The organism is Bacillus sp. 1A (assembly GCF_052682215.1).
On the sequence record NZ_JBQYLZ010000001.1, the window covers coordinates 2,481,026 to 2,493,894 of the forward strand.

At 36.2% G+C, this 12,869-nt stretch carries 17 protein-coding genes; 14 read left to right on the forward strand and 3 right to left on the reverse strand.

Features of this window, described 5'->3' with window-relative positions; all coding sequences use genetic code 11:
- Positions 1-5: 5 nt before the first annotated feature.
- From spoVAD to ACUN0F_RS12680, 5 genes are all read left to right on the forward strand, one after another.
- Positions 6-1,022 (forward strand): stage V sporulation protein AD, encoded by a 1,017-nt coding sequence (gene spoVAD, locus ACUN0F_RS12660; RefSeq protein WP_046956414.1) that lies wholly within the window; start codon positions 6-8, stop codon positions 1,020-1,022.
- Positions 1,023-1,025: 3 nt separating this feature from the next.
- The gene (gene spoVAE, locus ACUN0F_RS12665) at positions 1,026-1,376 is read left to right on the forward strand and encodes a stage V sporulation protein AE (RefSeq protein WP_000345909.1); all 351 of its coding nucleotides are present in this window, start codon (positions 1,026-1,028) and stop codon (positions 1,374-1,376) included.
- A gap of 5 nt (positions 1,377-1,381) precedes the next feature.
- Positions 1,382-1,951 carry a stage V sporulation protein AE gene (locus ACUN0F_RS12670; protein WP_264460847.1) on the forward strand — a complete coding sequence of 190 codons (570 nt, stop codon included), beginning with the start codon at positions 1,382-1,384 and terminating at the stop codon, positions 1,949-1,951.
- Complete coding sequence (spoVAF, locus tag ACUN0F_RS12675) at positions 1,938-3,410, forward strand: spore germination protein SpoVAF (RefSeq protein WP_046956415.1); 1,473 nt, start codon at positions 1,938-1,940, stop codon at positions 3,408-3,410. The genes ACUN0F_RS12670 and spoVAF overlap by 14 nt, the downstream gene beginning before the upstream one ends.
- A gap of 96 nt (positions 3,411-3,506) precedes the next feature.
- Positions 3,507-4,310: a Cof-type HAD-IIB family hydrolase gene (locus tag ACUN0F_RS12680; RefSeq protein ID WP_264460848.1), complete on the forward strand. Its 804-nt coding sequence runs from the start codon at positions 3,507-3,509 to the stop codon at positions 4,308-4,310.
- Positions 4,311-4,341: 31 nt separating this feature from the next.
- On the opposite strand, the gene ACUN0F_RS12685 is transcribed toward ACUN0F_RS12680, so the two are convergent.
- Entirely contained in the window at positions 4,342-5,208 is an 867-nt protein-coding gene (locus tag ACUN0F_RS12685; RefSeq protein ID WP_000850509.1) for a DUF1002 domain-containing protein, read from the reverse strand.
- Between the two features lie 187 nt (positions 5,209-5,395).
- On the opposite strand from ACUN0F_RS12685, the gene ACUN0F_RS12690 reads away from it, so the two are divergent.
- From ACUN0F_RS12690 to ribT, 3 genes are all read left to right on the forward strand, one after another.
- The gene (locus ACUN0F_RS12690) at positions 5,396-5,833 is read left to right on the forward strand and encodes a peptidylprolyl isomerase (protein WP_000853789.1); all 438 of its coding nucleotides are present in this window, start codon (positions 5,396-5,398) and stop codon (positions 5,831-5,833) included.
- A gap of 218 nt (positions 5,834-6,051) precedes the next feature.
- The gene (locus tag ACUN0F_RS12695) at positions 6,052-6,234 is read left to right on the forward strand and encodes a hypothetical protein (RefSeq protein ID WP_002008447.1); all 183 of its coding nucleotides are present in this window, start codon (positions 6,052-6,054) and stop codon (positions 6,232-6,234) included.
- A gap of 67 nt (positions 6,235-6,301) precedes the next feature.
- Positions 6,302-6,670 carry a GNAT family N-acetyltransferase RibT gene (gene ribT / locus ACUN0F_RS12700; RefSeq protein WP_000908397.1) on the forward strand — a complete coding sequence of 123 codons (369 nt, stop codon included), beginning with the start codon at positions 6,302-6,304 and terminating at the stop codon, positions 6,668-6,670.
- A gap of 20 nt (positions 6,671-6,690) precedes the next feature.
- Here ribT and ACUN0F_RS12705 read toward each other — a convergent pair whose 3' ends face one another.
- Together ACUN0F_RS12705 and ACUN0F_RS12710 are read right to left on the reverse strand one after the other, a co-directional pair.
- Entirely contained in the window at positions 6,691-7,209 is a 519-nt protein-coding gene (locus ACUN0F_RS12705) for a DUF309 domain-containing protein (protein ID WP_000283609.1), read from the reverse strand.
- Positions 7,210-7,306: 97 nt separating this feature from the next.
- Positions 7,307-7,402 carry a YjcZ family sporulation protein gene (locus ACUN0F_RS12710; protein ID WP_000510194.1) on the reverse strand — a complete coding sequence of 32 codons (96 nt, stop codon included), beginning with the start codon at positions 7,400-7,402 and terminating at the stop codon, positions 7,307-7,309.
- Between the two features lie 169 nt (positions 7,403-7,571).
- Here ACUN0F_RS12710 and scpA point away from each other — a divergent pair, with 169 nt between their 5' ends.
- The 6 genes from scpA to phnF all read left to right on the forward strand — a co-directional run bounded on the left by scpA (position 7,572) and on the right by phnF (position 12,831).
- Positions 7,572-8,315, forward strand: a complete 744-nt coding sequence (gene scpA, locus ACUN0F_RS12715) for a segregation/condensation protein A (protein ID WP_001199757.1) — start codon at positions 7,572-7,574, stop codon at positions 8,313-8,315.
- Positions 8,316-8,473: 158 nt separating this feature from the next.
- The gene (scpB, locus tag ACUN0F_RS12720; protein WP_000375162.1) at positions 8,474-9,046 is read left to right on the forward strand and encodes a segregation/condensation protein ScpB; all 573 of its coding nucleotides are present in this window, start codon (positions 8,474-8,476) and stop codon (positions 9,044-9,046) included.
- 78 nt (positions 9,047-9,124) lie between these two features.
- A complete protein-coding gene (locus ACUN0F_RS12725; protein ID WP_001257286.1) occupies positions 9,125-10,027 on the forward strand; it encodes a ComEC/Rec2 family competence protein in 903 nt (300 codons plus the stop codon).
- A gap of 207 nt (positions 10,028-10,234) precedes the next feature.
- Positions 10,235-11,377 carry an N-acetylglucosamine-6-phosphate deacetylase gene (nagA, locus tag ACUN0F_RS12730; protein WP_283886358.1) on the forward strand — a complete coding sequence of 381 codons (1,143 nt, stop codon included), beginning with the start codon at positions 10,235-10,237 and terminating at the stop codon, positions 11,375-11,377.
- Between the two features lie 4 nt (positions 11,378-11,381).
- Positions 11,382-12,170 carry a glucosamine-6-phosphate deaminase gene (gene nagB / locus ACUN0F_RS12735; RefSeq protein WP_001024205.1) on the forward strand — a complete coding sequence of 263 codons (789 nt, stop codon included), beginning with the start codon at positions 11,382-11,384 and terminating at the stop codon, positions 12,168-12,170.
- Positions 12,100-12,831: a phosphonate metabolism transcriptional regulator PhnF gene (phnF, locus tag ACUN0F_RS12740; protein ID WP_002194085.1), complete on the forward strand. Its 732-nt coding sequence runs from the start codon at positions 12,100-12,102 to the stop codon at positions 12,829-12,831. The genes nagB and phnF overlap by 71 nt, the downstream gene beginning before the upstream one ends.
- Positions 12,832-12,869 lie beyond the last annotated feature (38 nt).

Here is a 12,869-nt window from a genome sequence, read left to right on the forward strand (position 1 = left end):
CTAGTATGAGGTTGACCGGAAAACAAACGTGGGTATTTCAAAATGATATTTATGTGAATGCAACCGGTACTGCTGTCGGTCCAAAAGAAGCTGAAGGCCCTCTTGGGAAGGATTTTGATATTTCATATGATGATTTACATTGCGGAGAGGAAAACTGGGAACTTGCTGAACGAAGATTAATGTCAGATTCAATTCAACAAGTCTTGCAAAAAGGAAATGTAAAAACATCACAAATTGATTTCTTTTTAGCGGGTGATTTATTAAATCAAACAGTGACAGCAAATTATGTTGCACGTAATTGGGGGATTCCCTTTTTAGGGATGTTTAGCGCTTGTGCAACCTCGATGGAGACTTTAGCGGTTGGATCAGCCTTTATAGATGGTGGATTCGCAAATCGTGTTTTAGCGACGGTAAGTAGTCATAATGCAACGGCTGAAAGACAGTTCCGTTATCCAACAGAGTATGGGGGACAAAAACCAGGAACAGCAAATTCCACTGTTACAGGTGCGGGATCCATATTAATTAGTAAAGAAAAAAGTGCTATTAAAATTACGGCAGCTACGATTGGAAAAGTGCAAGATTTAGGGATTGCGAATCCTTTAGATATGGGGTCGGCGATGGCACCTGCTGCTGCTCATACAATTCAACAACATTTTGAAGATTTGAAGAGGAGTGCAGCAGATTATGATTTGATTGTTACCGGTGATTTATCAGCTATTGGGACACCAATCGCAAAACAACTGTTATTGGAAGAAGGTTATGATCTTAGGCATATATATAATGATTGCGGATTAATGATTTATGATTCCGGTCAAGAAGAAGTATTTGCCGGTGGTAGTGGTTGTGCTTGTTCAGCTGTTGTCACATATGGTCATTTATTAAGCGAGATGCAAAAAGGGAATTTACAACGAATTTTTGTCGTTGCTACTGGCGCGTTATTAAGTCCGATGATGATGCAGCAGAAAGAAACCATTCCAACAATTGCACATGGTGTCGTATTTGAGAGAGTGAAGGGAGAGTGAATTGTGGATTTTATATATGCATTTCTTGTAGGAGGCGCCATTTGTGTAATTGGACAGGTATTGTTAGATTTCGCAAAGTTAACACCAGCCCATTTAATGGCTACCTTTGTAGTTATAGGAGCAGTTTTAGATGGATTCGGATTGTACGATAAGCTTATAAAGTTTGCTGGTGCTGGTGCGACAGTTCCTATTACAAGTTTTGGACATTCGCTATTACATGGGGCAATGCATGCGGCAGAAAAACACGGATATATTGGGATTGGTATGGGTATGTTTAGTTTAACGTCTGCAGGCATTTCTGCAGCGATATTATTTTCATTTTTTGTAGCACTTATATGTAAACCGAAAGGATAAATCAAATGAGACGAAGGGTTGTTTTGGTCACAGATGGAGATGAATATGCAAAGCGGACAATTGAGCTTTTAACGAAGGAATTTGGGGGAAGGTGTATTTCAGCATCACAAAGTAATCCAACCAAATTGACAGGGAAGAAAGTTGTTGAGCTTATTATGCAAACGCCATATGACCCTGTATTTGTCATGTTTGATGACAGTGGATTTATTGGAGAAGGATCTGGTGAAAAGGCTTTAAAATATGTAGCCACACATAAACAAATTGATGTACTGGGGATTTTGGCAGTAGCGTCTAATACACATCATTGGGAATGGGCACGTGTAGATGTCAGTGTAGATCGGAACGGGAATTTAACGGAATACGGTGTTGATAAATTTGGACTTCCAGATGGTGAAATTGGCAGAATTAGCGGAGATACAATTTATTGTTTAGATGATCTGAATGTTCCTGTCATTGTGGGAGTTGGTGATATTGGTAAGATGTGTGGAAACGATGAATGGGAGAGAGGATCACCTATTACTAGAAAAGCGATTCAATTAGTTTTGGAAAGGAGTGGTTTTTATGACGAAACCTAAAAAAGTGGAAATCCCTATTTCATCTTTCATAAGTGATAATGAAAATTATTTAAAGCAAACAGCTGGACTGGGTGTTACATACGATGTTGGTATTCGTAAATTTCAAATTTTAAATAAAGAAATTGGTGTGTTATTTGTAAACGGACTTTGTGATACAAATTATATTATCCCTATTTTAGAAGAAGCGGTGGATACAAATGAGATAAGGGATGTAGAAGAAGATACAGTGAAGCTTTTAGAGAATCGTTTAATCCATCAACAAGTAAGCAAAGTGAAAACGATGGATGAGGTAATGCTTCAAGTATTATCAGGACTCATCGTTATATTTGTGGAAGGTGAAACGGAAGCGTTCGCAATAGATGTTCGTAGTTATCCGGGCCGGACGCCGACAGAACCAGATACAGAAAAGGTAGTACGTGGTGCAAGGGATGGATTTGTTGAAAATATCGTTGTAAATACAGCGTTAATTCGTAGAAGGATACGTGACCCACGTCTTCGAAATGAAATGATTCGAGTAGGAGATAGATCCCAAACGGATATTTGTATTACATATGTTCAAGATGTTGCAAATCCAGATTTAGTAAAGATTATAAAACAAGAATTAAATAACATTGATGTCGATGGAATTACGATGGCGGATAAAACAGTGGAAGAATTTGTTGTAAAGCAAAGCTATAATCCATTCCCGCTTATTCGATATACAGAAAGACCGGATGTAGCGGCGAATCATTTATTAGAAGGACATGTGTTAGTACTAGTTGATACATCACCGAGTGCTATGATTACTCCAACAACATATTTCCACCATTTACAGCATGCGGAAGAGTTTAGACAAAATCCAGCTGTCGGTACATTTTTACGTTGGGTACGCTTTTTAGGTGTCTTATTCTCCTTATTTTTACTACCATTTTGGTTAGTGTTTGTATTTGATCCAACTCTTTTACCAGAAAACCTTGCTTTCATTGGACCGACTAAGATGACACATTTACCAATTCTATTACAGGTGTTGATGGCCGAAATCGGACTTGAGTTTTTAAGGATGGCAGCCATTCATACGCCAACGCCGTTATCGTCTGCAGCAGGGTTAATTTCCGCCATATTAATTGGTCAAATAGCAATCGATGTAGGTTTGTTTGTACCAGAAGTTATTTTGTATGTAGCAGTTTCTATGATCGGTGCATATGCAACACCGAGTTATGAATTAGGATTAGGAAATAAAGTTGGAAAATTGTTTGTTATTATTTTAACAGGTCTCTTCCATGAGATGGGATTTGTAATTGGTATGACGATATTGATTTTATTTTTAACGTCTATAAAAAGTTTACAAACACCTTATTTATGGCCGTTTTTACCATTTGATTGGGGTGCATTAACAAAAATTCTACTTCGCCCGACGATGTCTAGTTTAAAAGTGCGCCCAAGTATTGTAAGACCTCAAAATGTAAAAAGACAAAAATAAACGGGATTATACACCCGTTTATTTTTTTAGCAAAAATTTATTGTTTTTTAACAAAAATCAAACATTTTTTGTGTACACTTAGAGTAGATATTGTGTATGGAAGGGGAAGAGGACATGATTAAATTATTTGTAAGTGATTTAGATGATACGCTCGTTTACAATGTGAATCATATGCAAAAAGAAGATGAACGTGCACTTTGTTGGTTAGCTGAAAAAGGGACAAATATTTGTTTTGCCTCTGGCCGCTTTACTCATCGAATTGATGAAGTCGTAAATAGGTTTGCATTCCCGTATTACACAACTAGTTTAAATGGAGCAATGATGTTACTGCCGGATGGAAAAATATTTCATGAATCAAGTTTTGAAGATGGGATTGCCCAGGAAATATATCGATATATCCATAAAAAGGGACTAGCAGATATTGTTTGTGCAAATGAGCAACGGTATACAAAAAGAAAGAATGAACATCATCATACTTTTGAAACGTATATGGGCGTGCATATTGCTGAGATAGAAGCATTAGAAGAGGAATTTGGTAAGACTGTACATCCTGCGAAATTGTTTGTTTTTGGGGAAGAAGAGACAATTGCAGCATTAGATCAAGAGTTACGAGATACATTTCAGAGCGAAGCGGAAGTTTTTATGTCTGGTAAACGCTATGTTGACATTATGCCAAGGGGAGTAAGTAAAGGGAGTGCTTTAAGGCGACTAATGGAACATTTACAAATTGAAGCAAATGAAGTTGCATGCATTGGAGATTCTTTCAATGATATTTCTATGTTTGAAGTAACTCCGCATTCATTTACTCTACATCATGCTCATCCATATGTGAAGAATAAGGCAAATCATATTGTTCGTTCGGTCGAAGAAGCTGTTATGAAATTGCCATTACTTGTATAAAAAAAGAAGCTCGTCACTGACGAGCTTCTTTTTACTTGAATAACGATTTAACAAAATCAATGATACTTGAGAAGAAATCTTTAACTTTATCTAGGAAACCTTGCCCTTCTTCAGATCCTAAAAAGGCAGAAACGTGTTCTTTTGCTTTATTTAACTGACTGCCAACTTGATTCCAATCGATATTAAGATTTTTCATTTTATCAAATAGCGCAACTAAGTTATCTAACTGTTCATCCGTTAATGTAATACCAAGTTGATCCGCAATTTTTTTAATTAATGAACGTAAATCTTCAGTCGTTTTTGGCTGTTCTTTGGCAATTTCTTCTTTAATTTTTGCAACAAGTTGAACTGCTTTTTCTTCACCAATTTTATCGCCGAGCTGGGCTGTTTGCACCATTTCTTCATTGGCTACTTTTTTTACTTCCTCAGGAATTGCTTTGTTCGATGTTGTTTCATAGGCTTTCATTAAACCGGTTAAAGCAGCAGTTCCTGAAACTTTAAATGGTGCAGTAATTTGAATTTCTGCATCTTTCACACCTGCTGTAATAAGTGCGTTTGTGTACATTGCATCTGTTATCGAATTAATGTTTTTTGAACGTACAATGAGACCAGAACCTGGCTTTGTGTATGTAATCATAGAAGAGGAAATTGCTCTCGTACCAATTTGCGCTTTTGGAACAATCCCTTCTAGAAATTTATGTTCTTCCGCATTAGACACAGTAATGATTGTAGCATCTTTTGGTGCTTTCATTTCTTTTAACAGATCTTGTTTTTGTTGTTCAGACAAGTTTTCTCCTAGTGTAACAATTGATTCTCCTTCGATGATGTCTGCAAACGAAGCTGTTGGCATCATAAATACCGTTACAGCCAATAGCAGAGCTAGTAATTTCGTTTTCACGAAAAATCGCTCCCTTTCTCTTTCTAAAATTTTCGGGCAACACAGTTATTATAGTATATATTTCTTATTTGTCACCTAGCTTTTTCCACATTTCGAAAAAGAAGTATCTAGATTGTCGGATTCTTTTTGTTTCTAGTCATGAATGTGGTAATATAGTGCTGAGATAGTTGAAAGGAGACATATACGTATGAAAACTTTAGGATACATATTAATGGAAAATGGTGAAAAAATCGAGTTAGAATTTTTCCCAGAAGAGGCACCAAAAACAGTAGAAAACTTTAAAAAACTAGCAGAGCAAGGATTTTATGATGGTGTGACATTCCACCGCGTTATTCCTGGCTTCGTAAGCCAAGGTGGAGATCCAACAGGAACAGGTGCAGGTGGCCCAGGTTACTCTATCCCATGTGAAACTGATGGAAATCCTCATAGACACCTTGTAGGTTCACTTTCTATGGCTCATGCTGGCCGTAATACAGGCGGTAGCCAATTCTTTGTTGTTCATGAGCCACAACCGCATTTAGATGGTGTACATACTGTATTCGGTAAAGCAACAAGCGGTATTGAAACAGTACTAAACATGCGTCAAGGCGATGTAATGAAAGAAGTTAAAGTTTGGGAAGAATAAGTTAATGGGAAAAGAGAGCTATTGCTCTCTTTTTTGTTTTTTAATAGGAATGGGTATTTCGTTTGCAGTACATGATACAAGTAGTACTGTTATTGTAGCGAAAATATGGCGCTTATAAGAACAAAATTTTAACAAATTACATAGAATACATTAGATTTCATGTTTCAATAAATATTTTTATTACATTAATTTTGCTAGAATTCATTTGCTCTCAGGTGATGAATATTGAAGTGGTAATGAGCGGTGGATGTTTCTTTTTACTTTCATATAACAGCGTTTCTTTGTTAATCTACTTAGAAAAAATAGTACTGAAACATATATTTGACTTTCTTCTTTTCGCTTTGTATGATTATCAAGTTGTTTTAGGCCCTTCTCACTCTGTTGAAAATATTGTAAAATGAATGTGATATGAAAAGAGTGGTTGAGGGGATTAATAGTTTGTAACTTTTGTAAGAAGGGATAAGGGTTATGTTAATTCGTTTTAAAAAAAGTTATGAAAAGATTGCAATGGGGCTTCTTTCATTTATGCCAACTGAAAAAGATGTGAAAACATTACAATTGACTATGAAAGATTATGAAGCAAAGGATGATTGGCAATTGTATTTGTGGAAACAAAACGAAGATTTTGTTGGGATAATGGGGATTGTAAAAAAAGAGAATCAAGTGTTGGAAATTCAGCATTTGAGTGTGAACCCGTCTCATCGTCATATGGGTATTGGGACGAAGATGGTTCAAGAGTTAAAGAGTAAATTTCTTGAGTTTACAATTTGCGGAAATGAGCAAACAGCAAGTTTTTGCAAAAAGTGTAAAGGGCTAGAACAAAATATACATTCGTAAAAGCAGAGATAAGTGGTTTATTATCTCTGCTTTCTTTTTTGTAATTGTTCGTTTCGTTCAGCGATGACCTCTGTTCGATCACGTAATGTGTGCTTATGTATTATATATTCATTAGAAGTAGCATTCACGTCTTTCCAAGGAAGGTTTTGTTTCTGACATAATTCCATGCAGTGCTTTTCTAATGCTGTATCCGATAACGGTAAAAATAACGGTGTAAAACTCTCTTCTTTCTGTATAGATTGCAATCTATCCTGGAGTAAGCATAGAAGTTGTGTCTGATTTATTCCTAAACGTAGTAAAGGTGCACTGTTTTTTTCTAAAATCGTTATGGCGCTTTTCATCATCTTCTCTGCGCCATTCCAGTTAGAGCGTCTTTGATGGTATAAAGAAACTGCAATTTGAATAAGACCGACTAAATAATTATCACGATTTCCTCTCGGTTTTGTTTTCCAATATTCTTCCAGTGTTTCGTGGCATTCAAAATAATCATAATCTCCGTGAAAATGAATTAAAAATTGTATGTATTCGGTAGGATACATTTTCTTCACCCCTGTTTAACGGTTATAAATACAAGTGTATCATAGAAATATAAACAATAAACGACTAGGGAATTGTCCCTAGTCGTTATTGTTCATATTAGCAGAAGCAAGCTGCCCCTACAATAATTAGTAAAATAAACAATACAACAAGTAATGCGAACCCACCGCTAAAACCGCAATCAACGTGACCCATAGTTTTTTGACCTCCTACATTGTTCTTACTACACTGTTATCATATGAAGCGGTGGGCATGATGATATAGGCATAGGTCTATTTTTAATTAAATTTCTTAAAAAGGTTGGATAGAACATGAGTATGCTCTATACTTATGTTGTTATAGAAAAAATGTGGTGGGATGCTTTGTGCAGTATAATTTTAAAGTAGAGGCTTTTGAAGGGCCTTTAGATTTATTGTTACATTTAATACATCGTTATGAAATTGACATATATAATATTCCTGTAGCGGAAATTACAGAGCAATATTTATCTTATGTTCATACGATGAAAGAACTACAGTTAGATGTTGCAAGTGAGTATTTAGTAATGGCTGCGACTTTATTACAAATTAAAAGTAAAATGTTGTTGCCGAAACATGAAGAAGATGTACTTGATAACGGTGATGACTTTATAGATGATCCTCGTCAAGAATTGATGGAGAGGTTAATTGAATATAAGAAATATAAGCAAGTTGCTACTGAGCTAAAAGAAAGAGAACAAGAAAGAGCACAGCTATATACACGTCCGCCAATTGATTTTACATCGTTACAACAAGAAGAGGAGACAAACTTGCCTCTTGATGTTACGTTATATGATATGCTAGCGGCATTTCAAAAATTAATGCGCCGTAAAAAAGCAAAGAAACCTGTAACAACACGTATTACTCGTCAAGAAATACCAATTGAAAAGCGCATGATTGATATTTTAAAACAGTTAGAAATACAAGGTGGTCGTCAAAGTTTTTATGATTTGTTTGTTGATGATGAACGGGAAATAATGGTTGTAACATTTTTAGCGGTTCTTGAGCTTATGAAAAATCAACAAATCATAATTGAACAAGAACATAATTTTGATGAAATTTTCGTATCAAGCTCTACTAAATCTGCATAGAGTTAGTATGGAAAATGGGATGGGAATAATATATCTCATGCTAGGTTTGAATGTATCGTTTGGAACAAGAGAAAAAATATTGAACCGAACGCATTGATTGTGATTCGGTTTTTTGATGTGTATTTTTATGGAGAAAATTGGAGGAAGGAGCTCGTAAAATGGATAGAAAAGAACAGAAATCAATCATTGAAGGGCTTTTATTTGTTTCTGGTGATGAAGGGATTTATCCAGAGCAAATAGCGAAAGTGCTTGAGATTGAAGGAAATGAAGTAATCGATATTTTAGAAGAAATGCAAAAAGAATGTGAAGGTGCACACCGCGGTTTGCAAATTGTACAGTATGCAAAAGTATATCGTTTTGCTACAAAGAAAGAACATGCTTCGTACTATCAAAAATTAATAGATATCCCAACAGCTGCTTCACTTTCTCAGGCTGCTTTAGAAACGTTAGCGATTGTGGCATATCGTCAACCTATTACAAGGACTGAAATGGAAGAGATTAGAGGGGTGAAAACCGATAAGGCGTTACAAACGTTAGTTTCACACTTACTTATAAAAGAAATGGGAAGAGCAGAAGGGCCAGGGCGTCCTATTTTATATGGAACAACGAAAGAATTTTTGGATACATTTGGATTGAAAACATTAGATGATTTACCGGCACTTTCTGAAGAGAATGAACAAATGAATGAAGCAGATTTATTCTTTGGTTCTTTACAGGAGATATCGAAATAAAAGCTTAGCATTTTGCTAAGCTTTTTTTGTATATCAATTATATACCGTGCCATACTAATTGAAAAAAGGAGACGAGTTATGAGAAGTATGCGAGGTATTTTATTGTTAGTTTCTGTTTTGTTATGCTTTTCTTTAAATAGTGCATCGGCTAAAAGATATATGATGTCTATTCATACCGCGTCTCCTTTACATATGCAGCGGCAACATTTTGGTAAAATGAAAGTGAGTTTTTTAAAAGTTGGACAAGGTGATGCGACACTTATCACATTGCCAAATGGACAAACGATGTTAATTGACGGGGGACCTTATGAAGCCGGAGAGGTTATCATTCAAAAACTAATCGAAAAAGGGATTAACCATTTAGATGCTATCGTCAGTACGCATCCTGATATGGATCACATTGGAGGACTTATTCCGATTGTAGAGCAAATGCCGGTATCGCTTATATTAGATAGTGGAAAAACATATAGTTCTTTTACGTATCACACATACCGGAATCATATTAAAAAAAGAGGAATTCCTTTCGTTTCAGTAAAAGAGGGACAATACATACCGCTAGATCCGCATGTTTCCATACAAGTATTAAACAATGGGAAATCAAAAGATGAAAATAATGAATCTTCAATTGTGTTGAAGGTACGATACGGAAAAGCGGATTTTTTACTAATGGGTGATGCTGATGTGCGGACGGAAACTGAAATATTAAAGCAATTTGATGTACATGCAGATGTGTTAAAGGTGGGACATCATGGCTCCTATACTTCAACAAGTGAAATGTTTATAAAAAAAGTAGAACCACAGTTTGCGATTCTTTCATATGGAAGCAGAAATCCGTATGGACATCCGCATCAAAGTGTAGTAAGACGCTTAAAACAGCATGGCATAATGATATATGGAACAAATAAACGTACAGTAGAAATGGAAACAGACGGCGAGCATATTACAATAGGCTCTAGTGGATTAATGCCATTACTTAAGTGAGTAATATGGTAGGGGATATTCTCCCTTTTTGGAAAACTGAATAACATATATTATAATTGCAAGAGACGTACTAAGTTTCCTTTTTGTTAAACAAAGAGGAAATTTCATACGAATGTCTAGACAACTACTCGTGCATATATTAAGATGGAATTAGGCGAATAAGGTAATAATAACAAGTAGGTATTTCATGGGAAAGGATCGATGAAAATGAAAACGCAAGTTGTCATCAATGCCAAAATTTATACAGGTCAAGAAGTAGTGGAAAACGGATTTATTCGTTACGCAGAAACAATTAAAGAAATTGGTTTGATGGCTCAATATGTATCACAAGAAAATGAAGCGGTTTTAGATGTAGCAGGGAAGATTGTGATTCCAGGTATGATTGATGTTCATATTCATGGTGGATACGATATTGATGCGATGGATGCAAATAGCGATGGATTAGTAACTCTAGGTAAAGAAATGTTAAAAGAAGGAGTTACAACTTACTTTCCAACAACAATGACACAAGCTCCAGAAGCAATCGAAGCGGCACTACATGCTGCGAAGGAAGCGAAAGAAAAAGGAGCACATTTCGAATATATTCACTTAGAAGGACCGTATGTTTCAAAAAAACGTGCAGGTGCACAACCACTTGAACATATTGTTCCTGCGAATATTGAACAATTTAAACAATGGCAGGAAGCAAGCGGGAATCTAATTAAATTAGTAACATATGCACCTGAAGAAGAAGGTGCATTAGAGTTTGAGCAGTATCTTGCTGAAACTGGTGTTGTTGGCACAATGGGGCATACAGATGCAATTGATGCGCAACTAAAAAATAGAAACATTACACATGCAACGCATTTATACAATCAAATGCGTGGATTACATCACCGAGAACCAGGAGTTGTTGGTCATGTGTTATTAAATCCAGATGTAATGGTTGAAGTAATTACAGATGGTATTCATATTCACCCTGATATGGTGAAATTAGCATATAAATTAAAAGGACCGAAAAAAGTAAGTGTTATTACTGACGCAATGCGTGCAAAAGGTCTTGAAGATGGATTATATGAGCTTGGCGGACAGCCAGTACATGTAAAAGATGGTAGTGCTCGATTAGAAGATGGAACGTTAGCTGGTAGTATTCTAAAAATGGATCAAGCTTTCCGAAATGTAATTGAATTTACAGGTTGTTCAATCGAAGATGCAGTACTGATGACATCAGTTAACCAAGCAGAAGAGTTTGGATTAAATCATAAAGGTGCATTAGCGGTAGGAAAAGATGCAGACTTTGTTGTGATGAATGAAGATTTACATGTATATGATACGGTTCGTTTAGGAATTCATATGAAGGAAGGGAAGTAATTAAATGAATATTCTTGTTGTAAAAACTCCAGAAGAACTAGCAGAAGCAGGATATAAATTAATTGAAGAAGTTGTAAAAACAAAAGAAAATCCAACATTAGGAATGGCTACAGGAAGCTCTCCATTAGGTATTTATGCAGAAATGCGAAAAAATAAACTTGATACAAGCCGTGTAACCACTGTAAACTTAGATGAGTACGTAAATTTACCACATGAAGATAAAAACAGCTATCACTATTTCATGCAAGAACAGTTGTTTGATCATCTTCCATTTAAACAAACTTATGTACCAAACGGGATGGCAAGTGATTTAGAGGAAGAGTGCAAACGTTACGAGGGCATTCTAGCTGCTAACCCAGTTGACCTACAGATTCTTGGAATCGGTGAAAACGGTCACATCGGATTTAACGAACCAGGAACACTGTTTAATTCTCCAACAAACATTGTTGAATTAACAGAATCTACACGCCAAGCAAACCTTCGCTTCTTCGAAAAAGAAGAAGATGTGCCAACGCATGCGATTACAATGGGAATTGGAAGCATTATGAAAGCGAAACAAATTCTACTTGTTGCTATGGGTTCTAAAAAGGCAGAAGCTGTGAAAGAATTATTGCAAGGTGAATATAGCGAAGCGTGTCCTGCTACAGTTTTACAACGTCATCCGAATGTAACCGTAATCGCTGATCAAGAAGCTCTATCTTTATGCAGTGAGGCGATTGCTGATGAACATCGACAAGTATTCACCATTTCCGATCTATTATCAGATTCAAGAGTGGGTGAAACAGCTAATTGAGGACGGCGAATGGAAGCCGGGAGATAAAATCCCATCTGAGAATGAACTTTGCGATAAGTTCGAAGTGAGTCGTATGACAATCAGACAGGCGATTAATAATTTAGTGGAACAAGGTTATTTATATCGGAAACGTGGAATCGGTACGTTTGTCCAACTTCCGAAAGTGGAACAAAAATTGCAAGGAATGACGGGATTCACAGAAGATATGATTTCTCGTGGGATGAACCCAAGTAGTCAATTACTTAGTTTCCGCCTAGTTCCAGCTACTGCGAAAATAGCAGACCGGTTGAGAATACAGGAGGGAGAGTCGGTTTATGAAGTGAGGCGTATACGCTTAGCTGATGATGAACCGATTGCTTTTGAGACGACATATTTGTCGCCAGCTCTTGTAAAAGATATTAACGAAGAAATATTGCAACAATCTTTATATGAACATTTAGAGAAAAAACTGGGCTTTAAACTTGTTAGCGCTACTCAATCAATTGAAGCTTCAATTGCAACGGATAATGAAGCTGAACATCTGCATATTCCTAAAAAGGCGCCAGTGCTTGTAATGCGTCAATGGTCATATTCAGAAGGTGAAGTACCGTTAGAGTATGTGAAATGTATTTATCGTGGGGATCGTTATAAGTTTATTACAAACATCGCACGTAACAAATAATATATTTCAGTTCGTGAAGTACAGTTAATGTCAAATTG

Bases quoted from the DNA above. Each gene is read 5' to 3' on its own strand.
- spoVAD (WP_046956414.1), top strand. From the start codon at position 6: ATGAGGTTGACCGGAAAACAAACGTGGGTATTTCAAAATGATATTTAT.
- ACUN0F_RS12670 (WP_264460847.1), top strand. From the start codon at position 1,382: ATGAGACGAAGGGTTGTTTTGGTCACAGATGGAGATGAATATGCAAAG.
- spoVAF (WP_046956415.1), top strand. From the start codon at position 1,938: ATGACGAAACCTAAAAAAGTGGAAATCCCTATTTCATCTTTCATAAGT.
- ACUN0F_RS12680 (WP_264460848.1), top strand. From the start codon at position 3,507: ATGGAAGGGGAAGAGGACATGATTAAATTATTTGTAAGTGATTTAGAT.
- ACUN0F_RS12690 (WP_000853789.1), top strand. From the start codon at position 5,396: ATGAAAACTTTAGGATACATATTAATGGAAAATGGTGAAAAAATCGAG.
- ACUN0F_RS12695 (WP_002008447.1), top strand. From the start codon at position 6,052: ATGAATATTGAAGTGGTAATGAGCGGTGGATGTTTCTTTTTACTTTCA.
- ribT (WP_000908397.1), top strand. From the start codon at position 6,302: ATGTTAATTCGTTTTAAAAAAAGTTATGAAAAGATTGCAATGGGGCTT.
- ACUN0F_RS12705 (WP_000283609.1), bottom strand. From the start codon at position 7,209: ATGTATCCTACCGAATACATACAATTTTTAATTCATTTTCACGGAGAT.
- ACUN0F_RS12710 (WP_000510194.1), bottom strand. From the start codon at position 7,402: ATGGGTCACGTTGATTGCGGTTTTAGCGGTGGGTTCGCATTACTTGTT.
- scpB (WP_000375162.1), top strand. From the start codon at position 8,474: ATGGATAGAAAAGAACAGAAATCAATCATTGAAGGGCTTTTATTTGTT.
- ACUN0F_RS12725 (WP_001257286.1), top strand. From the start codon at position 9,125: ATGAGAAGTATGCGAGGTATTTTATTGTTAGTTTCTGTTTTGTTATGC.
- nagA (WP_283886358.1), top strand. From the start codon at position 10,235: ATGAAAACGCAAGTTGTCATCAATGCCAAAATTTATACAGGTCAAGAA.
- nagB (WP_001024205.1), top strand. From the start codon at position 11,382: ATGAATATTCTTGTTGTAAAAACTCCAGAAGAACTAGCAGAAGCAGGA.
- phnF (WP_002194085.1), top strand. From the start codon at position 12,100: ATGAACATCGACAAGTATTCACCATTTCCGATCTATTATCAGATTCAA.